General features: G+C 44.5%; 19 protein-coding genes, 4 tRNA genes and 1 pseudogene. 6 read left to right on the forward strand and 18 right to left on the reverse strand.

Annotated features, from left to right (window positions below):
* Nucleotides 1-85: 85 nt before the first annotated feature.
* From PGU50_RS00415 to PGU50_RS00425, 3 genes are read right to left on the reverse strand one after another with little or no spacing between them, the layout of a single operon-like run.
* On the reverse strand, nt 86-493 hold the full coding sequence (locus tag PGU50_RS00415) for a hypothetical protein (RefSeq protein WP_270245931.1): 408 nt from the start codon (nt 491-493) through the stop codon (nt 86-88).
* Nucleotides 494-509: 16 nt separating this feature from the next.
* A complete protein-coding gene (locus tag PGU50_RS00420) occupies nt 510-2,363 on the reverse strand; it encodes an ATP-dependent helicase (protein ID WP_270245932.1) in 1,854 nt (617 codons plus the stop codon).
* Entirely contained in the window at nt 2,284-4,992 is a 2,709-nt protein-coding gene (locus PGU50_RS00425) for a DEAD/DEAH box helicase (RefSeq protein ID WP_270245933.1), read from the reverse strand. The genes PGU50_RS00420 and PGU50_RS00425 overlap by 80 nt, the downstream gene beginning before the upstream one ends.
* A 276-nt stretch (nt 4,993-5,268) precedes the next feature.
* Between PGU50_RS00425 and PGU50_RS00430 the strand changes: the two genes are divergently transcribed.
* The 4 genes from PGU50_RS00430 to PGU50_RS00445 all read left to right on the forward strand — a co-directional run bounded on the left by PGU50_RS00430 (nt 5,269) and on the right by PGU50_RS00445 (nt 8,775).
* Nucleotides 5,269-6,207, forward strand: coding sequence for a phosphate ABC transporter substrate-binding protein (locus PGU50_RS00430; protein WP_117823844.1), 939 nt, complete (start codon nt 5,269-5,271; stop codon nt 6,205-6,207).
* 136 nt (nt 6,208-6,343) lie between these two features.
* On the forward strand, nt 6,344-7,219 hold the full coding sequence (pstC, locus tag PGU50_RS00435; RefSeq protein ID WP_117823843.1) for a phosphate ABC transporter permease subunit PstC: 876 nt from the start codon (nt 6,344-6,346) through the stop codon (nt 7,217-7,219).
* Nucleotides 7,209-8,042 carry a PstA family ABC transporter permease gene (locus PGU50_RS00440; RefSeq protein ID WP_270245934.1) on the forward strand — a complete coding sequence of 278 codons (834 nt, stop codon included), beginning with the start codon at nt 7,209-7,211 and terminating at the stop codon, nt 8,040-8,042. Before pstC ends, PGU50_RS00440 begins: the two co-directional genes overlap by 11 nt.
* A gap of 1 nt (nt 8,043) precedes the next feature.
* Nucleotides 8,044-8,775 carry a phosphate ABC transporter ATP-binding protein gene (locus PGU50_RS00445; protein WP_270245935.1) on the forward strand — a complete coding sequence of 244 codons (732 nt, stop codon included), beginning with the start codon at nt 8,044-8,046 and terminating at the stop codon, nt 8,773-8,775.
* 65 nt (nt 8,776-8,840) lie between these two features.
* Here PGU50_RS00445 and gatB read toward each other — a convergent pair whose 3' ends face one another.
* From gatB to PGU50_RS00480, 7 genes are all read right to left on the reverse strand, one after another.
* Entirely contained in the window at nt 8,841-10,274 is a 1,434-nt protein-coding gene (gene gatB / locus PGU50_RS00450) for an Asp-tRNA(Asn)/Glu-tRNA(Gln) amidotransferase subunit GatB (RefSeq protein ID WP_117557128.1), read from the reverse strand.
* On the reverse strand, nt 10,275-11,765 hold the full coding sequence (gene gatA / locus PGU50_RS00455; protein ID WP_270245936.1) for an Asp-tRNA(Asn)/Glu-tRNA(Gln) amidotransferase subunit GatA: 1,491 nt from the start codon (nt 11,763-11,765) through the stop codon (nt 10,275-10,277).
* A gap of 14 nt (nt 11,766-11,779) precedes the next feature.
* The gene (gene gatC, locus PGU50_RS00460; RefSeq protein WP_270245937.1) at nt 11,780-12,073 is read right to left on the reverse strand and encodes an Asp-tRNA(Asn)/Glu-tRNA(Gln) amidotransferase subunit GatC; all 294 of its coding nucleotides are present in this window, start codon (nt 12,071-12,073) and stop codon (nt 11,780-11,782) included.
* A gap of 14 nt (nt 12,074-12,087) precedes the next feature.
* Entirely contained in the window at nt 12,088-13,272 is a 1,185-nt protein-coding gene (locus tag PGU50_RS00465) for a hypothetical protein (RefSeq protein WP_270245938.1), read from the reverse strand.
* Between the two features lie 64 nt (nt 13,273-13,336).
* On the reverse strand, nt 13,337-14,668 hold the full coding sequence (gene aspS, locus PGU50_RS00470) for an aspartate--tRNA(Asn) ligase (RefSeq protein ID WP_270245939.1): 1,332 nt from the start codon (nt 14,666-14,668) through the stop codon (nt 13,337-13,339).
* A 472-nt stretch (nt 14,669-15,140) separates the two neighbouring features.
* Complete coding sequence (locus PGU50_RS00475) at nt 15,141-16,409, reverse strand: chloride channel protein (protein ID WP_270205723.1); 1,269 nt, start codon at nt 16,407-16,409, stop codon at nt 15,141-15,143.
* 297 nt (nt 16,410-16,706) lie between these two features.
* Complete coding sequence (locus PGU50_RS00480) at nt 16,707-17,147, reverse strand: Rrf2 family transcriptional regulator (RefSeq protein ID WP_117823835.1); 441 nt, start codon at nt 17,145-17,147, stop codon at nt 16,707-16,709.
* A 127-nt stretch (nt 17,148-17,274) separates the two neighbouring features.
* Here PGU50_RS00480 and PGU50_RS00485 point away from each other — a divergent pair, with 127 nt between their 5' ends.
* Together PGU50_RS00485 and PGU50_RS00490 are read left to right on the forward strand one after the other, a co-directional pair.
* Entirely contained in the window at nt 17,275-18,051 is a 777-nt protein-coding gene (locus tag PGU50_RS00485; protein ID WP_117823834.1) for a 4Fe-4S binding protein, read from the forward strand.
* Nucleotides 18,052-18,158: 107 nt separating this feature from the next.
* Nucleotides 18,159-18,722 (forward strand): hypothetical protein, encoded by a 564-nt coding sequence (locus tag PGU50_RS00490; RefSeq protein WP_117557138.1) that lies wholly within the window; start codon nt 18,159-18,161, stop codon nt 18,720-18,722.
* Between the two features lie 85 nt (nt 18,723-18,807).
* Here the strand turns inward: PGU50_RS00490 and PGU50_RS00495 are convergent, their stop codons facing one another.
* The 8 genes and pseudogenes from PGU50_RS00495 to eno form a co-directional block, all read right to left on the reverse strand.
* On the reverse strand, nt 18,808-19,773 hold the full coding sequence (locus tag PGU50_RS00495; RefSeq protein WP_270245940.1) for a carbohydrate kinase family protein: 966 nt from the start codon (nt 19,771-19,773) through the stop codon (nt 18,808-18,810).
* A gap of 106 nt (nt 19,774-19,879) precedes the next feature.
* Nucleotides 19,880-21,556, reverse strand: coding sequence for a M3 family oligoendopeptidase (locus tag PGU50_RS00500; protein ID WP_270245941.1), 1,677 nt, complete (start codon nt 21,554-21,556; stop codon nt 19,880-19,882).
* A gap of 212 nt (nt 21,557-21,768) precedes the next feature.
* Nucleotides 21,769-21,842 (reverse strand) — tRNA-Pro (locus PGU50_RS00505).
* A 62-nt stretch (nt 21,843-21,904) separates the two neighbouring features.
* A tRNA-Gln gene (locus PGU50_RS00510) sits at nt 21,905-21,975 on the reverse strand.
* Between the two features lie 65 nt (nt 21,976-22,040).
* A tRNA-Pro gene (locus PGU50_RS00515) sits at nt 22,041-22,114 on the reverse strand.
* A gap of 53 nt (nt 22,115-22,167) precedes the next feature.
* Nucleotides 22,168-22,238 (reverse strand) — tRNA-Gln (locus PGU50_RS00520).
* Nucleotides 22,239-22,374: 136 nt separating this feature from the next.
* Nucleotides 22,375-22,818 carry a GNAT family N-acetyltransferase gene (locus tag PGU50_RS00525; RefSeq protein ID WP_055156049.1) on the reverse strand — a complete coding sequence of 148 codons (444 nt, stop codon included), beginning with the start codon at nt 22,816-22,818 and terminating at the stop codon, nt 22,375-22,377.
* 153 nt (nt 22,819-22,971) lie between these two features.
* Nucleotides 22,972-23,823 (reverse strand): annotated as a pseudogene (eno, locus tag PGU50_RS00530) (phosphopyruvate hydratase); the annotation flags it as partial.
* Nucleotides 23,824-23,866: the final 43 nt, after the last annotated feature.

Below are 23,866 nucleotides of genomic sequence, written 5' to 3' on the forward strand. Positions count from 1 at the left end.
CCAGTCACACACTTACTTTTTTTCCTCATAAAAATCCCGGAAACCTTACGGCTCCGGGATCTTTTTTCTTTACTTTTTCTTGTTTTTATTCACCGTCATACATCGGTGCATATGGTTCTCTGTCCTGCGCATCGAATTCGTCCTGAATTTCTTTTCGCAGTTCCGGCTGTGTATACAGGTCATATGCTGTTGCTGCAATGACTTTTGCTGCGTAAAATGCACCTTTCTGTCCGATCGTGCTTCCGGCAGATGCACAGCTCTGCCAGGTATGCGGTGCAACACCAACCGGCCAGCAAACTGCAGTAAAGAGATTCATCGGCATCATCTGGCTCACATCTCCACTGTCCGAAGAAGCAGTAAGCGGTGCTTTTTCCCAGGCATTTCTGGAAACAACACCATCTGCTAATACCTTTTCTTTTGCTTCATACATTCTCTGATCTCTATCTTTGATAGCCGGATCAACGGTAGCCTGCAACTGTCTTGCAAATTCCATTTCCTCTTCCGTTTTTCTATAAGCCTTTCAAAACTTCCACTTCGCCAAATGCTTTCAGAAATTGTTTTTTCCCATATCCCGGAAATTCCAGTTCGATCATCATCTCGTCCTCAGAAATAATCTCCCCTTCTCCATACTTCGGATGTCTGCCTTTTCGCTTTGGCTTCCGTGTTTCTTTCTGTTCTTCTTCCTCCTGCTTTTTCTCCCTGATCAGCTCCCGCGTCTCTTTCCGCAGTTTCTGCAGATTCGCTTTCCGCGACTCACTTCCCGGCTTTTCTTCCCATTCGAGCAGCTCCTCCGGCAGCATCCGCAGATAATTGCTTGGTGTCTCATATGTCCCCGGGATCGTCGGATTTGTATAATAGGAAAGTTCCAGATTCTTCCTTGCACGGGTCAGTCCTACGAAGAACAGACGGCGCTCCTCTTCTTCCTGTTCTATGCTTTTGCAGCGAAGCGGAATCAGTCCCTGATTCATTCCGATGATGAATACATAGTCAAATTCCAGACCTTTTGAGGCGTGCAGTGTCATAAGATGAACTGCGTCTTCTTCCTCCGTCTGTCGTTCTGTATCTGCCGCTTTTTCCATCGTATGTTCGCCTGAAACCGCATTCAGCTTCCCTTCTGCAACATACTCCCGGATCATATGAGGTCTTTCCGGAACCGGATCCTCATCCTCTTTCTGTTTTGCCGGAAAAACATAAGAAAGTTCTGCTCTTTCAAATACTTTTTCCAGAATCTCTGCCTGCTTCTGCACCCGGTAGAAAACCGCAATCTCCCGGTAAGGAAGTCCCTGCTCATGAAGCTCACGGATCCGCTCTGTCAGATACTCTGCCTCGATAAATGGATCATAATGATTCCTTACCAGAATCTTCTCCCCTCTTTCGCCTCTTCCCTCAATCTTTCCTCCAAACTGAAGAAAACGGTTCGCCGCTTCCAGGATCACTTCATCGGACCGGTAGTTAACCGGCAGAGTCAGTTCTTTTGCGCCAAATCTGTGCTTGATCAGGAAGAACATATTCGGTCCGGTTCCTCTCCAGCTGTAAATCACCTGATTCGGATCCCCCACCGCAAAAAAGTGGGTCTGTGTGCCTTTTAACGCCTCCAGAAATTTCAGCTGTTTTTCGTCACTGTCCTGTACCTCATCGACAATGATCCACTTAAGATCCAGCACCTCTTCCTGCTCTTTTGCCACCTGCGTTCCTTCTTCCAGAAGATCTGCAAAAGACATTTTATTCTGCTGTCTTTTTGCCTTCTCAAGAAGCGGAAAGATCTGAAACAGATCATCTTTGTATTTTCCCTGTGTTCTTCCTTTCCGATATGCCGCGTAATCCTCTTCCATCCGCTTTTTCAGACGGTTCTGGTATTTGATCTTATAACTGCCTTCTTTTGCGATGGCAAGCACCATTTCCATTTCATCTTCCGGTGTGATAACGGTAAATTCCCGGTTCCATTCTTCCAATTTTGTTCCGTCTTCTGCCTTTTCCGGAAGAAATCTTCGCAGAATCCTTAAGGCAACACTGTGAAAGGTTCCAAATCCCCACAGTTCTTCTTCCGTAAGCTCTGCTTCCTTTCTGGATAGACGTTCTGCGATCTCATCTGCCGCCTTGTTGGTAAAGGTAAGCACTGCCATTTTCTCATACGAAACCTGCTTTTTCTCATGCAGATGCCGCACTTTCTCGATCAGCACTGTTGTCTTTCCGCTCCCTACATTTGCATTTACCAGACATGCCGGGCTTTCATCCAGCACCGCCTCCTGCTGGTAAGGATTTAAAGTTTTTATTTCTTCTATATTATTCATTTCCAAGCTGTTCATCATATCGCCTTTGCAAACGGTCTCTCTTCTTCTGTCGTTCTTTTTTCTCCTGCTCATCCATTTTCGCTTCATACCGTACCCGGATCTGCATATCCGCCGGACAGATCACATGATACTGTAAGGTATTGGTCAGACTTTGGAGGTTATCCGGCTCCATCAGCCATTTTGCATAAAATTCATTTTCCATCGTCAGGATCAGCTTGTGTCCTTCTGTACTGACTTTTTTAATGGTCTTCAGGAACTGCCCGCCTGCTTCGCCATTTTTGACCACGGCATAACAGACCTTCTCCCACTCATCCGGCAGATTGAAGAAAGAAAATTCTTTTCGGATCACAGGCTGTGGCTCTTTGATATTTTTCTTCAGATAAACCGGCGGTTCGCTCTCTTCCAGAAGATTATCAAGTCCCCACAGAACCGTCTTCTTATCCAGATTGTAGTCACCTACGCATGCCGGACAGCCATCCTCACACGGACAGCCGCTGACCATTTTAATCGCACTTTCCAGAATTTCCGGAATCAGATCATAGATCTTCTCCGAATAACCAAGTCCGCCCTCATATTTGTCATAAATGAAGAGGGACACCTTTTCCTCCCGGAACTCATCCGGAATGGTCGCATTGTTGGACATGGTCACATCGATATCATCCCGTTCCGTCATCGTCACCATCATTACCGCATTCTTGATTGCATACTGCATTCCGTCAAAATGATTATTCAGCACCAGCTCTCCCATCCGATTTGGCAAAAGAAGACTCCGGTAGACTCTGACAACATTCTCCGGCATTGTAAGCCAGGTGCTTTCCGTGCCATAATCCTTCTGAAGCGGCTGTGTCAGCGTCACATAGCCCAGATTCTGATGGTTATGGAACTGCAGTTTCTTGTACATGGCAATGATTTCGTTTACATTGATATCTCCAAAACGGATTTCCGTCCTCTGGTACGCGTCCTCCTGAAATACATGCAGGATACGCGTCTCTTCCTGTCCTGCCGGTACCGTATAATAATCCCCTGTAAACGGAATGGCGTAAGCTGTCCGGCTGACCAGATCCATCTTCGTGATCTCATAGGATGCACCATCATGCATATATACAGCACCCGGATGGATCTCATGGTATGCCTGGGATTCGTCCATCTCCGTGATCTCATGTCCGTCCTCCTGCGCGAGCAGTTTGAACCTGGTCTTGTCCATATTACGCAGGCTGTAATCCCCTGCCGGAAATGCAGGTCCCGCCCAGGCAAATCTTCCGGCAAGACTTTTTACTTCTCCGGCGCTTAAAAGCACCGGGATCATTTCTCCAAGATCCGGAAAAAGCGCAATATCATCCAGTGAAAGTGGCATCTCAGCAGCCGCTGCGCGCAGATGTGCAAGCTCGATCAGAAGATTGTCCGGATCCACGATCGCATTTTCACTTTCTCTTGAGAACAGCCATTCCGGATCGATGGCAATGTACTGGTCAAACGGTTCATTTTCCAGGATCAGATAATTGACACAGTCACTGCCGCTTCGTCCGGCACGTCCACTCTGTTGCCAGAAGGACGCCCTTGTCCCCGGATAACCGACGATCACAGTTGCATCCAGCTTTCCAATGTCGATCCCAAGCTCCAGTGCATTCGTCGATACCAGCCCGGTCAGTTCTCCCTCCGTCATCTTCCGCTCAATCTCTTTTCGCTCCAGCGGGGTATAACCGCCACGGTATCCTGCGATCAGATCTGCCGGATTCTTGCCGCCCACCCGCGCCATTCCAAGAAATCCGGCAGCATCTAATTTATCCTTTGCTTCTTTTAGAATAACTTCTACATTTCTTCTGGATCGTCCAAAGGTGATAAAATGATGATCCTCTTCCACCAGCTCCGGTATCAGTCCGGCTGCCACGGTTGACGCCGCAATCCTTCCGTATACTTTGTCATTATTCCCCTTGATCTCCGGCGGCTGGATAATACAGTATTCCTTCTCCGGTGCCGGCGATCCATCCCGGTCAATCAGCGTAAATCCGCTTCCACAGATCTTTTCGGCAAGTTCTACCGGATTGGCGATCGTCGCGGAGCTGCACAGAAAATGCGGATTCGAATGGTAATACCGGCAAATCCGGTGCATTCTCCGAAAAATATTTGCCAGATGTGCTCCGAAAGCACCGCGGTAAGAATGAAGCTCATCGATCACTACATATCGTAAATTTGCAAAAACCGCGTCAAACCCGTAATTGCTGTGATTCGGAAGGAATGCCGAGTTCAGCATCTCCGGATTGGTCAGGATAATATTTGCACTCTTGCGGATCCTTGTCCGCTCGGCAGGTTTGGTATCTCCATCGTACACGCCTGCTGAAACTCTTCCTTCTCCGAAAAATTTCAAAATCGACTGCATCGCGCGGTACTGGTCACTTGCCAGTGCCTTGGTCGGGTAAATAAAAATCGCACGTGTCAGCGGGTCTTCCAGAATTTCCTGCAATACCGGGAGCAAAAAGGCAAGCGTCTTTCCACTTGCCGTCGAAGTCGTAATAACCACATTTTCTCCGGCTCTGACCTTCTCAAACATCTCAACCTGATGTGCATAGAGTCTGGAAATATGGTTGCTTTCCAGATATCCCCGGATTTCTTCCCGGAACTCCTCCGGGTAGTCCCGGTACAACGGCTCCCTTTTCTTCATTTTTCTTGTATAAATGATCAGCTTTTTAATTTCTTCCGTCATGAATTCCTCCATAATTTAAAAAATGTGCACCTATAGCACGCAATACCTTTTATTTCACAGGAAGTTCCCGTAGAATAAAAACCAAACACATATTCGTATGTACAGTATAGCATGGCTTTCCCATTCCTTCCATAGATATTTAGTGTATAGATATATTCTATATCATTCATGTAAATTATCTATAAAAAATGTTGTCCATGCAACATACATTTTATTGAAAGAATGTTAAATTTATATTTTGGATATGTAAATTTTATTCAGGGAGGAATACATACAATGAAAAAGAGAGTTTTATCAATCGCTCTTACACTTGCTATGGTATCATCTATGGCAGTAGGATGCGGAAGCAGCAAGTCAGATTCTGCTGACAGCAAAAAAGAAGAGGGTGCAAAGACAGAAGCTTCTGCCGATACAGAAAGTAACCAGATCTTATTTAACGGATCTTCTACTTTAGCACCGGTTATCACTTCTATGGCTACTACTTTCTTTGATACTTATGGAACATGGGATGCATATGATTCATCTCTTCCAAAAGAAGATATCGCAATCTACGTTTCAGCAGGCGGATCCGGACAGGGAACCAAAGCCGTTATCGATGGAACTGCAACATTTGGTATGGTTGCAAGAAGCGTAAAGGATGAAGAAAAAGAAGCAATCAAAGATGAAAAAGAATACCAGGTTGGTATCGATGCTCTGACGATCGCAGTAAACCCGGCTAATCCGGTAAATGATGTTCTTGATAACCTTACAACAGAACAGATCGTAGGACTTTTCTCCGGCGAATATGCTACATGGAAAGATCTTGACTCATCTCTTCCTGACGAAGAAGTTGTTGTTATTACACGTGATATCAACGGTGGAGCTCACGAAGTATTCCAGAAGAATATCATGGGTGACACAGAAGTAAAAGCAGATGCGATCCAGGCTTCTTCTATGGGTGAACTTGTTCAGGATATCATTGATAACCAGTACGCAATCGGATATGCTTCATTTGGTGTTGCTAACCAGAATGAAGGAAAAGTAACTCCACTGAAAGTAAACGGTGTTGCTGCAACAAAAGAAAACATTCTTGATGGATCTTACATCATCCAGAGACCACTTCTTCTTGTAGGTTCTGGTGATCCGACAGATGTACAGCAGGCTTTCCTTGATTACGTTCTTGGTGATGAAGGACAGAAAACTGTAGAAGATATGGGATTCATTCCTATGAAATAATCTTCCGATATTGAAGGGGTGTGCAAAGACACACCCCTTTTTCTTGCTATATGTCGCTGGTTAATCCCAGGGGTCAATTTTGATTTGTATCCGGACAGCGCTGTCTGTCCTGCATCATACCTAGAAAGGATTTACTATGTTTAAGAAACTTTCAGATAAATTCAGCAAAGGAATCGTTTATCTGGCTGCCTTTCTCGTAACGGCACTGATGGCAGTCATGATGATCCATATTGTGAAGGAAAGTATTCCTGCCATTTCACAGCTTGGAATCAAAATGTTCCTGCCTACCACTGAATGGCGCCCTGTCAGTCAGAAACCGCAGTATGGACTTTTACCTGCGATTGCCGGTACCCTTTATGTCTCAGCGATCGCAGTTGTCCTCGCACTCATCTTCGGCGTTGCCTGTGCCTGCTTTCTGGACTATTACCTTCCGAAAAAGGTGGCATCCATATTCCTTGCGTTCATCGATCTGGTTGCAGGAATCCCGTCCGTCATCTTCGGATTTATCGGACTTACGGTTCTTGTAAAAGCCTTTGCCACCCACCTCCATATGGCAGCCGGTCAATGTATCTTGGCAGCCGGGATCGTGCTGGGGATCATGCTTTTACCATTCGTTATTTCCACCTGTCATGAATCTTTACAGACTGCACGAAAGACTTACGAGTTCAGTGCGATCACACTTGGATTCTCCAGAGAATTTACCCTGCTGCATTTTATTCTTCCGGCAATCCGGCCGGGAATCATTGCAGGTGCCATGATGGCATTCGGCCGCGCACTTGGCGAGACAATGGCCGTCATGATGGTAATCGGTAATTCCCCGATTTATCCCAAACTCCTTGGACGTGGTCAGACACTTCCTGCCCTCACCGCACTGGAAATGGGAAGTATCGAATACGGAAGCCTTCACCTCTCCGTACTTTACGTTGCAAATGCTGTGCTGCTTGTGATTCTTTTCATCGTACTCGGTATCAGCTATCTTCTGAAAAGGAGGCTTGCCACCCATGAGAACTAAACTGCAGAAATTTTTCACACGCCTGATTCTCAGTATACTCGGACTTTGCGTGATCGTTGTTACACTCTTCCTTTTCCTTTATGTCTTCTGGAAAGGGAAAAAAGTATTTAGCCTGTCCTTCCTTCTGGACAAGCCTGCCGGTGTTCCACTTGGAACTGCAGGCGGTATCTATCCGGCACTGATGGGTTCCATTTATCTTGGCGCACTTTCCGCACTGATCGGCGGTGTCCTTGGTATCGGCGCTGCCATTTATCTTGTATTTTACAGCACTGGAAAACGATTTTCCGTCCTTGTAAATATGGCGATCACCGGGCTTTCCGGAATCCCTTCGATCCTGTTCGGGCTGGTTGGATATACGCTTCTGATCTACCGTTTTGGACTTAACCGCAGCCTTCTGTGTTCGGCACTGTGTGTTGCAGCAATGATCATTCCTTTTGTTGCAATCCGAGCAGAAAAGATTCTGGAAGAGAAGGGGCGTGAATATATGAAGAACTCCCTAAGTCTCGGACTTTCCCGTGAGTATGCCCTCCGGAAACTGATCCTTCCGGTCTGCTCTGTAGAGCTTCTCGGAACCGTTGCGCTTGGAATGTCATACGGCATGGGTGCCGTTGCACCAATTTTATACACCGGAGCTGTCATGCAGGCAGATATTCCGCATTCTCTCTCCGATCCGTTCATGTCACTTCCATATCACCTGTATATCCTTGTGAACAACGGATTTTCTCTGGATTATGCTTATGGAACCGCATTTGTACTGATGCTCTTCCTACTCATCATCCAGTTAATATGTAAATTTATCACCTATCTACGAAAGGACAACTGATATGCTGAATATAGAAAATCTAAAATGTGGATTTGGAAAACACGAAATTCTTCACGGAATCAACCTGACGATCCCGAAAGGACAGATTACAGCCATCGTTGGTCAGTCCGGCTGCGGAAAAACAACTTTTCTGAAAACCCTGAACCGGATGGTAGAAGAAGAAGGCGGCTATCTCTCAGGAACAATTACTTTAGAAGGAACCGACATCAAATCTCTTCCGAAAGAAAAACTCAGAAGACGTATTGGCATGGTTTTCCAACAGCCGATCGCTTTCCCGCACAGTATCGAAAAGAATCTGTCTTATGTACTGAAATACCACGGTGTCCGTAATAAGAAAGAGATTGCTGAGAAAATTACAGAGTCTCTGCAGAAAGCAAAACTCTACGATGAGGTCAAAGATCAACTGAAAAAATCCGCCCTCAAATTATCCGGCGGTCAGAAGCAGCGTCTTGCTATCGCACGAAGCCTCTGTGCTGGTCCGGAAATACTGCTTCTTGACGAACCTTGCTCCGCACTGGATATGAAAAATACAATTGCAATCGAAGAAACTCTTCTGGAATTAAAAAAACAATATACCTTTGTTATTGTCACCCACAATCTGGCTCAGGCAAAGCGAATTGCCGATCAGGTGATCTTTATGGATCAGGGGAAAGTGCTAGAAGTGACAGAAAAAGAACAGTTCTTTGCGAATCCGGCATCGGAACCGGCGAAAGAACAGATACAGTATATGTAATAAAAAACGTCCGATTATCACATTTTACTCCGTGATAACCGGACGATTTTTTTATTTCTATTTTTTTATTTCAGCATTTCTCTGAGCAGTTCATTAACCATACCCGGATTTGCTTTTCCTTTCATTGCCTTCATGATCTGTCCAACCAGTGCGCCAAGGGCTTTTTCTTTTCCACCCTTGAAATCTTCCACTGCCTTTGGATTCTTTGCAATCACTTCTTCCGCAAGTGTGCGGAGTGCACCTTCATCGTTGACGGTCTTCAGTCCGTGATCCTCTACATATTTTTCCGGATCCACATCCTCTGCAAATACCTTTTCAAATACCTCTTTTGCAACAGAACTGTTGATGGTTCCCGCATCTGCAAGTTCGATCAGTTTTGCAAGGTTCTCCGGTGAAAATTTAATATCTGCCGGCTCCTGTCCGTTTTCATTTAACAGACGCATGGTTTCTACCATCAGCCAGTTGGACACTTTTTTCGGCTTGTTGCAGATTGCACAGGTCGCCTCAAAGAGATCTGCCATCTTCTTCGTTCCGGTAATGAGCTCCGCATCATAACGTGGAATATCATAATCTTTCTCATAACGTGCAAGTTTTTCATTTCTCAGCTCCGGCTGTTGGTCTTTGATCTTCTGGATCCATTCATCACTGATCACGATCGGCACCAGATCCGGTTCCGGGAAATAGCGATAGTCCTGCGCATCCTCTTTGGAACGCATTGCATAAGAATATTCTTTATTATCATCCCATCTTCTGGTTTCCTGAATGACTTTCTTTCCTTCTTCGATGAGTTCGATCTGTCTCTGTCTCTCTCCCTCGATCGCATGTGTAATCGCTTTAAAGGAGTTCAGATTCTTCATCTCAGTACGTGTTCCAAACTCAGAAGCACCTACTTCACGAACCGAAAGATTGACGTCTGCTCGCATGGATCCTTCCTGAAGCTTACAGTCCGATGCTCCCAGATACTGGCAGATCATACGCAATTTTTCCAGATAAGCAATGACTTCATCTGCCGAACGCATATCCGGCTCCGATACAATCTCGATCAGCGGAACCCCACTTCGGTTATAATCTACTAAAGAGCAGTCCTCCCACTCATCATGGATCAGCTTTCCGGCATCCTCTTCCATATGCATCTCATGGATCCGGACTTTTTTCTTCTGCTCTCCGACTTCAATCTCTACATAGCCGTCTCTCGCAATTGGCAGATAGAGCTGTGAAATCTGATAGTTCTGCGGGTTATCCGGATAGAAATAATTCTTACGGTCGAATTTGCACACCTGTGTGATCTTACAGTTTGTCGCAAGTCCTACTGCCATCGCATATTCTACTACTTTTTTATTTAATACCGGAAGGGAGCCCGGCATACCGGTACATACCGGGCAAGTATGTGTATTCGGTGCGCCCCCGAATGCGGTACTGCATCCACAGAAAATTTTTGTCTTTGTTGCAAGTTCTACGTGAACTTCCAGACCGATTACGGTTTCATACTGCTTTGACATCTATGCTTCCTCCTTTCCGGCTGCTTCTGTTTTGTCGTACATAGATACCCATTTTTTCTCTGTCAGGCACTCATAGGTATAAGCTGCCTGAAAAAGCTTCTTCTCCTGGAAGCAGTCTCCGATGAGCTGCATTCCAACCGGAAGTCCTTTCGCATCCCGTCCAACCGGAATACTAATCCCCGGAAGTCCTGCCAGGTTGACGGAAATCGTATAAATGTCGCCCAGATACATTTTGATCGGATCACTTAAGGAAGCTCCAAGCTTCGGTGCTGTCGTCGGTGCTGCCGGCGCCAGGATCATATCATATTTTGCAAATGCACTGTCAAATGCCTTTTTAATCAGTGCTTTTGTACGGAGTGCTTTCAGATAATAAGCATCATAATATCCGGAACTGAGTACGAAAGACCCAAGCATGATACGGCGCTTTACCTCCGGTCCGAAGCCCTCGGAGCGGGTCTTTTTGTACATCTGGTGAAGCTCTTCATAATCCTTTGTGCGGTATCCGTATTTCACACCGTCAAATCGGGACAGGTTGGAACTTGCCTCTGCTGATGCGATGACATAATAAGCCGGAATCGCATATTTTACAAGTCCAAGATCAAATTCTTCAATCTCAGCTCCTGCATTTTTCAGAACCTCTGCGGCTTCCAGAATCGGTTTTTTCACTTCTTCGTCCAGACCTTCTCCAAAATAATCTTTTGGAATACCGATCTTCATCCCTTTTACATCGTTTACCAACGCACTCGTAAAATCCGTGTCCTGGCGTTCTACCGAAGTGCTGTCTTTTACATCATGGGATGCGATGGTCTCAAGAACCGTCGCACAGTCGGTTACGTCCCTTGCAACCGGTCCGATCTGGTCAAGAGATGATCCGTAAGCGATCAGTCCATAACGGGATACCGTTCCGTAGGTTGGCTTGATTCCAACGATTCCGCAGTAAGAACTTGGCTGACGGATCGATCCGCCGGTGTCAGATCCAAGAGCATATGGTACTTCCAGAGCCGCAACTGCCGCACAGGAGCCACCGGAAGATCCCCCCGGTACATGCTCCAGATTCCACGGATTCTTTGTCTCTCCATAATAAGAAGTCTCAGTCGTGCTTCCCATCGCAAATTCATCCATATTAGTCTTTCCGATCACAACTGCACCTGCTTTTTCCAGGTTCAGAACTGCTTCTGCTGAAAATGTCGGTACAAAATTACTCAGAATTTTTGAACTGCAGGTGGTCGTCACACCTTCCGTACACATGTTATCCTTGATTGCAACCGGTACTCCTGCAAGCGGTCCGGTCAGTGTTCCGTCATCGATCAGCTTCTGCACTTCTTCCGCTCTTTTTAAGGCAGCTTCTTTTTGAAGTGATACAAAACTGTTGACTTCTTTTTCTACTTTATCAATCTGTGCGAAGCAGGCTTCCACTACTTCTTTTACTGTAACTTCTTTTGCCTGAATCTTTTTTCCAAGTTCAACGGCAGTAAGACCTTTCAAATCCATCTTTCGATTTCCTCCTATGCGAATGTTCTAGGTACTTTGTAACTCTGTTCTTTCTGCTGCGGCGCATTTGCCAGCATTGCTTCGTGATTGTCTCCATTTGTCACTACATCCTCACGGAATACATTATTTACCGGAAATACATGTGACATCGGTTCAATTTCTTCTGTATCCAGTTCATTCAGGGTATCAATATAATCAAGCATGGTTTCCACATCTTTCTTTGCCTGCTCTTTTTCTTCGTCAGAAAGCTCCAGCTTTGCCAGGATTCCAACGTATTCGATTGTTTCATCCGAAATCTTGTTTGCCATTGTACTCGTCCTTTCTAATAATAATTATCGTAAAAGCTTTCGTACTCCTCCGATTCAATCCACTCACTCGGTGTAAGTTCTACTGTAAGTCCTTCCAGATCAACTTCTGTTCCATCGATCAGGACAATATTTTTCAGCTCCTGTGGAAATCCCGACTCTTCATTACCGATCAGCATTCCCATATAATTTTCGTATCCGGCGCTTACTGTCACGTCGTAATCAAAAATCCCAAAACCTTCCACACATTTCACATCATAGACACCTGCAGGTACGTCTTTTCCTACTGTAAATTTATCCGATACGGTTTTCGATTCTGTAAGCGGATTTGCAATTGCTGTCAGATTCATCTGTGCATTCTCTGCTGTCATGTGAAGCTCCAGTGTATCCTCTACTATCACATAACATCCCGGAAATACTTCAAAGTCACTGACTTCTTCTTCCGTATTATCGTAGTCATCACCAAAATTGTACTGCACCCAGATATTATTTTTGCTGTCTGTCAGCTCTACCTGACCACTTCCACTTTTGCAGGTCAGTGTATAGGTCCCCTGCGGAAGATGTACACCGCCTTTATAAATTCCGGCTGTCAGGTCTGCTTCATAAAGTTCTCCTTCATCCGGCATCACTTCCTGCACATCGCTGTACGGATCATCCTCGGTGTAACTGTCACTGTCATCATATGTATAGTCTTCAAAATAATTCTGAACCTCATGAATGATCGTTCCACCAAGCTCGCCTGCAAGTGTGGCAATGATCACAAAACCGGTCAGAAACTTTCCAAACTTCTTTTTCTTTTTTACCGAACGGCTGCTTTGTTGCATTGAAGATGATGTATAACTGTAACTCTGGTTTCCTGTCTGGCTGTAGCTTGTGCCTGCGGTATTGTAGCTCGCATTTGCTGCAGAATATCCATTTCCCGCCGGATTTACTTTTCCTGCTGCCGCATTCTTTGACGCCTTTTTTGCAGCTGCTTTCTTTGCATTTTTATCTGCATTCTTCGCCTTACGCACATTTTCCCGAGTCATGGTCTTTCCTTCATACGGCTTTTCCGCTTCCGTATGTATATGTGTCAGCGATTCTTCATGACCGGAATTTCCAAGTGTCACATACTGATCGTCATTCTTTGAATTGTCAAGCCCACACTCTGTGCAGATATTTCCGTTTAATTTTCCTCCACATAAGGAACATCTTCGTCTCATTTTGACCTCCCCCGCTGCCTCTTGTCAGCTTCCTTTTTTACCTGCCAGCCAGGGAGCTTCGTCTCTACGGAGTAAGTCTGCTTAAATCTCTCGGGAAGAGGGTTGTCTCACGGACGTTATCTTCACCAAGAAGCTGCATTGTCAGACGTTCCATTCCGATTCCAAGACCTCCATGCGGCGGCATACCATGTTTGAATGTATCCAGATAGGTCTCCAGTCCTTCTTCCGTCATTCCCCGCTTTGCAAGCTTTTCCATCAGCATGTCGTAGTCATGGATTCTCTGTCCTCCGGTCGTGATCTCAAGTCCACGGAACAAAAGGTCAAAGCTGAGTGTGAATTTCTCATCCTGTGGATCGTCCATTGCATAGAACGGACGCTTCTTTGACGGATAGTAGGTTACAAATACAAAATCAGAATCCCATTCCTCTTTTGCGTACTGTCCGATCAGATGCTCTTCCTCTGGTTCCAGATCAAATGGATTGCGGATCTTACGTCCGTACTTTTCTGAAACCTTCTGCTTTGCCTCATCAAAACGGATTGCCGGAATTTTAGAGACATCCGGAAGTGTCACGTCCAGGATTTTAAGTTCCTTCGCATAATCCTTTTTCAGAAGCTCCATCGTATACTGAAGGAAGCTCGTTTCCATCGCCATGATATCTTCAAAGCTGTCGATATAACCCATTTCAAAATCCAGACTGGTATATTCGTTCAGATGACGCTTGGTGTTGTGTTTTTCTGCTCTGAATACCGGTCCTGTCTCAAATACTCTGTCAAAAACACCAACCATCATCTGTTTGTACAGCTGTGGACTCTGTTCCAGCACTGCCGGACGATGGAAATAATCCAGTCGGAAGAGGTTAGATCCTCCTTCTGCTCCTTTTGCTCCGATCTTCGGGGTATGAATTTCTGTAAAACCTTCTTTATACAGGAACTCTCTGAATCCTCTTACGATTCCTTCCTGAATTTTAAACTTCGCTCTTTCCCTTACGTTCCGAAGAGAAATGGAACGATAGTTCAGCTTCGCTTCCAGGGAAGTGTTCAGTTTCCACTTTGAAACAGCAAGTGGAAGGCTGTCTTTTGGCATACTGAGTACTTTTATCTCACTCAGACGGATTTCAATTCCGTTCGGTGCCTTCTCTGATTCGGTCAGTTTTCCTGTTACTTCTACTGTAGCGGCTTCTCTTAAATCTTTCAAGTTAAATTTTGTAATGCCTTCTTCGTATACACACTGGACCAGACCTTCCCGTTTTCTCAGAATCACGAAGGCGACTGTTCCCATGTCACGAATTGTATGAACGGCTCCATTTACCTTCACTTCTTCTCCAAGTCTTCCCTCTTCCAGTAATCCACTAAGCTCCAGCGTTTCTTTTTCTTTTACACCTGTCATAAATTCCATGTCACAATCCTCCTAAAATATGTTTTGCTTTTGTCAACTTCGTATTCCGGATTGGTTTTGATATGCATAAAAAAAGCCCCGGAATACTTTTTCGTATTCCGGGACGGATAATCTGATGATCCGCGGTACCACCCGCATTGAATCCTTTGGGATTCCTCTCTTACATGCGTAACGTGCATGAACCGTATTACCCTACTAAAGCACCTGTGCTTTCCATTCAGATAATCTGCTCCAGAGTGTTCCCTTCGCCTCATTCCTCAAACAGCGCTCTCAGTCGGTGACGCCGTATTCCTGTCAAGTTCCAGAAGCAAGAGTCTCTTTCATCGCTTTGCTTTACTAAATTATTTTTAGATACTAGCACACGTTCTTTACTTTTTCAAGTATTTTCTTCTATTTTTTAATTTTTTCTCGTTAATTGTCAGCTTTTTTGCTTTAAAATCATCAATTCACTTTGTTTCTTTTTGTTTTTTGATTATTTCGTATGTTTATCCACGTATTTATTCTCTGTTTTGGAATAAACAATTTTCTGTTCCTTATATAAGCTGTAATATCCGGAAAGCAGATAGCTTACCGCAACCACAATACAGTAAAACGGCATCCCGTTAAATCCAAACAACTCTGCTGCAATCAAAAGAGATGTGATCGGACTGTTTGTAACTGCACAAAAGACACCAACCATTCCACATGCCGCACAGATATCTGTCGGTGCTGCAAGGATCGTAGACATAAAAGAACCAAGTGTCGCCCCGATAAACAGTGACGGTACGATCTCCCCACCCTTGAATCCGGCGCAGAGCGTCAGTGCCGTAAACAGCATTTTCAGAAGGAACATCTGTGGTCCTGCCGTCTCTTTAAAGCTTGCCTGGATCACACCTGTTCCAAGCCCCAGATAGGCATCCGTTCTGAGTGCAAAATACAAAATGATCACTCCTGCTGCCCCTGCAACCACACGCACATACGGATTCGGAAACCATTTCTTCAGATAATGTTCCCCATTATGCAGCACAATACAGAACAGTGCTCCGACAAGCGCACACGCAATTGCCAGAATGATCGCTTTGATCGAATCCACACTGTAAAAATTCGGAACCGATTCTACCAGATACGGCGGAGTAACGGTCCTCACTTTCAGAAGCAGCGCAATCCCCTGTGCGGCAAATGCAGAAAATACACATGGCACCAGCGCGGCATAATACATCACACCAACACTGATCACTTCCATTGGAAATACAACCGCCGCCATCGGTGTCCCGAAAAGTGCTGAAAATGCGGCACTCATACTTGCCAGAATGATGATCTTCTTGTCACTCTCATTCAAATGCAGATATTTCGCACATACATTTCCTACACTTGCTCCAAACTGAAGCGCTGCACCCTCTCGTCCGGAAGATCCTCCAAACAGATGTGTGATCGCTGTCGATATCAGGATCAGTGGTGTCACCCATCCCGGAACCTCTTCCTCATCCGACCGGACTACTGTCAGAACCAGGTTTGTTCCGGAGTTCTTCTCCTGCCCGGTAATTTTGTACATCCAGACGATCAAAAGACCTCCTAACGGTAGCCCAAGAATGATCATCGGATTTGCCTGTCTAAACGAAGTCACCCATACAATCGCATAGGAAAATCCACTGGCGATCAGTCCGATGAAACTTCCGATCACCCCGGACAAAACGATCCATTTGAACAATGAACCATACAAATTTTTCCATGCTTCTCTCATTTCTTTTAATTTTTCATTCATCCTTTGTTCCTCGTACTCTTATTTTCTTAAAAAAAGAATGGGCCCTGGCACATTCTCGCGCCGAGCGCGTTGCTGAGCGCCAGTGGCGCTCGTTAAGCAACGACCGAAGCGGAGCGTAGACCGCTTGCGACATCCTTCATCTTCGCGCGAGTGCACATCTCCGGCACACGGTGCCTTTTATTTAACAGGAAGTTCCTTCAGAATTTCCTGTTAAATAAAAAATGCTGTATACACATCCTTATTCCACTTTTTATTATAGAAAATTTTTCTTTTTTTGACAATTCCAACTGACAAAGATTATTTCTCTTTTTCTAGCTGCATATGATAATCCCGGATCATATCTGCAAGCGTAACTGTCTTCAGGCTGTCTTCCAATGCAGATTCAAATTTAGAATAGGAGTTTTGCAAAACCGCCCGGATGTTACGTCCAACTGGACACAATTTAGAAGCTTTGGTATGTACGTGAAATATATTTTTACAGAACTGCGGTTTCACGGCATTGCAGATTCTGTATACTGTAATTTCTTCCGGCGGCATATTTAAAGTCGTTCCACCGGTACCGTTTTTCACATTAAGGATTCCAGCTTTTTTTAAAGCACTCATGATACTGCGTATCGCTACCGGATTCGTTCCCGTTGATAAAGCAATCTTTTCACTTGTGATCTTATCCGTCTCTCCAAATTCGCTGACCAGTATCAGACAATGAATTGCAAGCGATGCCCTTATTGATAACTGCATACTCTGACTTCCTCCTTTGATTTCATTTTAGCTTATCATATTTTTCTATAGGTGTAAATATTGACATTACATCTATGAAATGATAGTCTTGTTGTAAATTCAAAAATTACACCAAAGGAGTAAAAAAATGAAAACATATCCAGTTGTAGAAATTACATTTAGTCCTACCGGAGGGACCAAAAAAGTTGCAGACCAGATCAGCTGCTATCTGGGAAATATTACAAATACCGTGAATCTTATCCGGCACGATGTCAGCTTTTCAGATGTAACAGTCCCTTCTGATTCACTTGCTGTCATCGCAGCTCCTGTATTCGAAGGCGTTATTCCTGATATCGCCATTGAAAGGATGAAAGAGATACAAGGGAACCATGCAAATTGTGTAGTTATTGCCGTATATGGAAATCGCGCATATGACGATGGTCTGATCCAGTTAAAAGATACCGCCGAGTTATGCGGTTTCAATGTTATCGCCTCCGTTGCAGCTGTTGCAGAACATTCTATCATGCGCCAATTCGGCAGTGGACGACCAGACGAAGAAGATAGCAAAGAGTTAAAGAAATTTGCAGAAGAAATACTCGAAAAACTTTCCTCTGAAAAAGAATTGTCTACTGATTATTTCGTGCCTGGCAGTCATGAGTATAAACGCCTTGGCAACCTGAATGTTGTTCCAAAAGCAAGTGCTTCCTGCACTGGCTGTGGAAAATGTGCCGATGCCTGCCCAACAGGTGCAATCAATAAAAATAATATCCGAACCGGCGATAGCAGCAAATGTATCAGTTGTATGGGATGTATCGCCGCCTGTCCAAAAGGTATCCGGAAGCTAAACCCTGTCTTTTTGGCTGCCGCATCTCTGAAAATGAAAAATCTGTTATCTGGACGAAAGCCAAATGAGATTTTCTTATAATCCTCAGCAGACATTTCCTTCTCGCTGTCGATTGAAATTTTTATACGAAACTGGTATTCTATAAGAAAAGAAAATCGATCATTTTCATGATCGAAGGAGGTTAAGATATGTCTGAAATTTTAGCTTTCTCAGAATCTGCCGATTCTGATCCAAAGCTTTCTACAGAACCAGTTTCCGAATCCGGAGACATCCATACAGCCACTGATGTACCACCCAAAGAAGCTCCAGCTCCGGAACCAGATTCCTCTGAAACAGAAACCATTTCATCTGAGGAAAAAAAGAATACTTACACGGATTTTTCATCGGAAGATTTCAAATCTTCTGACGATTCCGAAAAAGATCCGTTTACCGGAGAAAAGAAAAGTTTCCACCACCACATTTTCCATACAGCAAAAGAACTGAACTATCTGCGTGAAAAATATATCCTGGAAAAAATTCCGGATGACCAGCTTCTTGAGTATCTGAAGCTTGAAGAAAAGCGTCATGAGCTCCAGGTGCAGGAACGCAACATCCGCGAAAAACGGATTATGAATGCCTTTATGCTGACAGTGATCCTTGCTGCAATTGTAGCTGTAGTATACAGTCTGCATGAGAATCCGACGGTACTCATCAGTATCCTGTATATTGGTGGAATCCTTGCAGGCATCCATGTCTGGAATAAGAAAAAATAAATATTATAACATGCACATAAGAACCTCTGCCGGACAAGATGTCAAGCAGAGGTTCTTCTCTTCTGTCTTACAACAGATTCCTTTTTTATACATTCTGGATAAAGTTCTTGATTTCTTCTCTGGTCGGCATAACCCGAAGTGCCCCTTTTCTTGTTGTGATCAGGGATGCTGCCGCATTTGCAAATGTGAGAAGCTCTTTTAAATTTTCTTCGGTCAGCTCTTCCATTCCATGCTCCAGAATATAATTCAGGGAATTGGCACAGAACGTATCTCCGGCGCCGGTCGTCTCGATCGTATGCTCCTGGACAAAGCCCTGAACTTCTACCCGGAGATCTTTATAATATGCACGGCTTCCGTCTTTTCCGAGGGTAATGAGTACCAGCGGAATCTGATATTTTTCACGGATCAGTCTTGCTCCCTCATCATAGTCCGTGGTTCCGAACAAAAATTCCACTTCATTATCTGAAATTTTCAGGATGTCACATTTGGAAAGTCCGTATTCGATCTCGGCTTTCGCCTCATCCAGTGATTTCCAGAGTGGCGGGCGGAGGTTCGGGTCAAAGCTTACGATACATCCTGCTTCTTTTGCCACATCGATCGCATATCTGGTTGCTTCTCGCACGCCTTCATGGGTAGAGGAAAGTGTTCCGAAATGGAAAATCTTTGCCCCGCGGATCAGATCTTCGTCCACTTCTTCTTTTTTCAGCATCATATCTGCTCCCGGATTCCGGTAGAAAGAGAAATCTCTGTCACCATCCGGATAAGTATGTACGAACGCAAGTGTGGTATGTACTTCTTCATCCATTACCAGATTCCGTGTATCAATTCCAACTTCTTCGACTGCAGTTTTCAGCTGTTCTCCGAACATATCTTTTCCGACTTTTCCGATAAATGCGGTCTTTTTCCCAAGCTTTTCAAGCATGGCGAGTACGTTGCATGGTGCGCCTCCCGGATTGGCTTCCAGAAGCGGATTGCCCTGTGCACTTGTTCCATTTTCTGTAAAATCAATTAGCAGTTCGCCTAAGGCGGTTACGTCATAGATCTTTTCCATATTCGATTCCTCTCTTTATAATCTTATAAGTAAATTATACCTTGTCCCTCCAGTACATGCAATAAGATTATGTAATCGATATCATGTTTTTTCAGTTTTCTTTCGCTTAAATCAGGTTCAATTTTTTCAGAACGTTGTAGATGGTTCCTTCTTTGAATGGGTCGCTTAAGTTTCCGATTCTGAGGAGTTCGTGGTAGCCTTTGCTTCCGCCCTGGCGGCAGAGGGCGTAGTAATCTTTCCATGCACTTTCCAGGTCTTCCTGCATTTTTCCGTAGTATTCGAGGGCTCCTACACGGGATACGGCGTAATCAATATAATAGAACGGGCACATGAATAGGTGCTGTTTCTGCATCCAGAATCCGCCCTGTCCCAGGAATTCATTGCCGTCATAATCTCTCCATGGAAGATAGATTTCTTCCAGTTCGTGCCATACTTTTCTTCTTTCCATTGCGTCTGTCAGATTTTCAGCGTACACACGGTGCTGGAATTCGTCTACGCATGCCATGTACGGCATTGCTTCCAGGGAATCCCACAAATACGCTTTTTTCTGTTTCTCTGCATTTTCACCAAAGAACAGATGCATCCATGGCAATGTGAAATATTCCATTGCCATCGAATGGATCTCGCTGATCTCTGCGGTACTGAATGTCTGCGATAATACCGGAATATTGCGTGACGCTGTGTATGCTTCAAAGGCATGTCCTGCTTCGTGGGTAAGGACATTGACATCTGCATTGGTTCCATTAAAGTTTGCAAAAATGAACGGTGCCTTATATTCTTCCATAAAGTCACAGTAGCCGCCCTGCTGTTTTCCCTGTCTTCCTTCCAGATCAAACAGACGGTATTCCATCATAAAATCAAAGAACTCTCCTGTCTCTTTGGAAAGCTCATGATACATGGTTCTCGCCTTTTCCAGAAGTTCTTCTTCCGTTCCCTCCGGAACTGCATTCCCATCCGGATAGGTAAGACTTTCGTCATAATATTTTAATTCTTCGATGCCAAGCCTTTCTTTCTGTTCCTCATAAAGTTTCTGACAAAGCGGTACGATATGCTCCCGGATCTGCTTACGGAATATTGCCACATCCTCCGGCGTATATTCAAATCTTTCCATCTTCTGATACATCATCTCGGCATATCCATTAAATCCAAGGTTCTTTGCCATCTGCTGACGGATTCCGATCAATTCCGTATAAAGGGAATCCAGTTCATCCGAAATCGATTTATACAGCTCTGCCCACTTTTCAAAAGCTTCTTTACGGATGCTTCTGTCGGTATCTTCCATCATCTTTAACAGACCATAGAATCCTAGCTGTTCTCCGTGGAAATCTGTAACCGGTGCTGCTGCGACCTGAAAATATTTCTGGATCAGTTTGTTCTCCTGGATCTGCAGATCGGCATTACACGGATCGGTAAGCCGGACTTTGTTCTCTGCCTGTTTGGAATAAACTTCTCCGAACTCTTTTTCAAGCTCTGTTCTGTAAGGAGACTTCAGATAACTCTCATAGAATTTTTTCATTTCTATATCAATCTGTGGCTCGATCTCGAAAATATATTCCATCTCTTTTCGATAGAATTCATCATTGGTATCCTGGCTGTTGCGGATACTTGCCATGACGCGTGTCGTATTAAAGTGGCTGTTTGCATTCAGGATTGCGACAAATGCCTGATGCGCGCCTTCAAAATCTGCAGCCTCGTTAAAGTTCTTTGTTTCTTTCTGGATGGTCCGGATATACGCTTCCCCATCTGGACGTACATATTTCAGCTCTGAAAATTTTTCCATCATCTTTTCCTTCTTTCCAATCTTTTTCCTCTGCCTGTCAGAATCATATTCTTTTCCCCAAAAGCAGCTCTATCCCGATTTTATCACAACTCATCCTGTGATTCCATCACCTTTTCGTACAATGTTACGAAAGAATAAAAATCTCTTCTGACACAGCCGGATTCTTCAATCCACATCTGCATCAAAAGAGATTCTTATCTTCAGACATACAAAAATCGGAGTGACAGGATTTGAACCTGCGACCTCTACGTCCCGAACGTAGCGCTCTACCAAACTGAGCCACACTCCGATAATAAATATATTGGATATTCCAAACGGAATATCCAACTTAAATTCTTATTCAATTAAAAACTACGGATAGAGGACTCGAACCTCTACTAACAGAGTCAGAGTCTGCTGTGCTGCCATTACACCAATCCGCATCAATCATCTGTTAATCTCTGTCCATCGAAATGAACAAAACATTATAAATTTTCAGAAAACCAAATCGGAGTGACAGGATTTGAACCTGCGACCTCTACGTCCCGAACGTAGCGCTCTACCAAACTGAGCCACACTCCGATAACCGTACCGGACAACTAACTGTCCGGTTAAGTCCTTATTCAATTAAGGAACTACGGATAGAGGACTCGAACCTCTACTAACAGAGTCAGAGTCTGCTGTGCTGCCATTACACCAATCCGCATCATCTGCTTGTTCGCTCTGGTTCTCAACAGCGAACAAACTTATTATAGCAAATCTTTACGGAAATGCAAGCATTTTTTTACATTTTTTTAAAGAAAGTCATTTCAAGTACTTCTTCTTCTTTTTTCTGACATTTTCTAGCAAAATTCTTTTATCATCTGATCATACTCCAGCCAGTCATAGCCCTGTCTCTTATACAGCTTCCAGGCTCTTTCATTCTCCTTTTCCACTTCCAGACGAAATCTTGTCACACCCTCTTCTTTGTGCTCTTCCATATATCTGAAATACTCACTTCCAAGTCCTTTGGAACGATACTCTTCTAATATATAGAGTTCTTCCAGCCAGTACACCATCCCGCCTGCTTCCTGCGAAAAGGTCTTGGCGATCAGTCCATAGCCTGCGATCTTGCCTTCCCATTCCAGGATAAACAGTTCCGCATAGGTATCACTTTTCAGACATTCTTCAAATGTTTTTTCCAGATAAGAATCCGGAACCGGATGATCCACTGCTGGCATCCGGTAAAAATCATGCGCCATTTTTATGTAGATTTCTTTGTCTTCTGCTTTTATTTTTCTGATCATTTTCCAGTTCTCCTTTTAATATCCTCACGAAAAGAGGTCACTCCCTGTTCGCTTAGAAAGTGATCTCTTTTCCCATTCTTATACTCTGCATAATATCATGCACTGCTTTTATTTTCAATACCTCCTGCCCGGAGGCTGGGTTTTCCGGAAATCTTATGAAAATCGTACAAATGGATTCTCATATCTGGCAATATTTCCCAGCTTCTCCTCAATCCTCAAAAGCTGATTATATTTTGCCACCCTCTCCGATCTGCACGGTGCTCCGGTTTTGATCTGTCCCGTGTTAAATGCCACCGCAAGGTCTGCAATAAACGGATCCTCTGTCTCTCCTGACCGGTGGGATACAATTGCCTGATAACCAGCCTTCTGCGCCATCTGGATCGCATCGATGGCTTCCGTCAGAGTCCCGATCTGATTCACCTTGATCAAAATTGCATTAGCGATCTCCTTTAAAATGCCGACGTTCAGCCGTTTCACATTCGTCACAAACAGGTCATCCCCGACAAGCTGCATATCCAGTCCCAGTCTCGTCGTCAGAAGCTCCCAACCTTCCCAGTCTTCTTCATCAAGCGGATCTTCAATAGAAATAATTGGAAATTCTCCTGCAAGCTCCTCATAGTAATCAATCATCTCTTCCGTCGATCGCGCCACACGATGTCCGTGCATCTTCGCCTCTCCCGGAAATACATACTCTTTTCTCTCTTTATCATACAGCTCACTCGCCGCAGCATCCAGTGCGATCACAATCTGCTCTTTCGGTTTATAACCTGCCTTTTCAATCGCACGCATGATCATGTGTAGTGCTTCTTTCGCATCCGGCAGATTGGGTGCAAATCCACCTTCATCCCCGACTGCGGTCGGATAATCGTACTTTTCCAGAATCGCCCGAAGCATCTTATAGATCTCGGCACACATCTGAAGTCCTTCTTCAAAGCAGACTGCTCCGACCGGCATGATCATAAATTCCTGGAGATCAATGGAATTATCCGCATGCCGTCCCCCTTGTGTCAAGCTAATGACACAAAATTTTTGTAATTTGTCCATCATC

Source organism: Coprococcus sp. AM11-30B (assembly GCF_027674365.1).
GTDB classification, from domain to species: Bacteria; Bacillota; Clostridia; order Lachnospirales; family Lachnospiraceae; genus Allocoprococcus; species Allocoprococcus comes.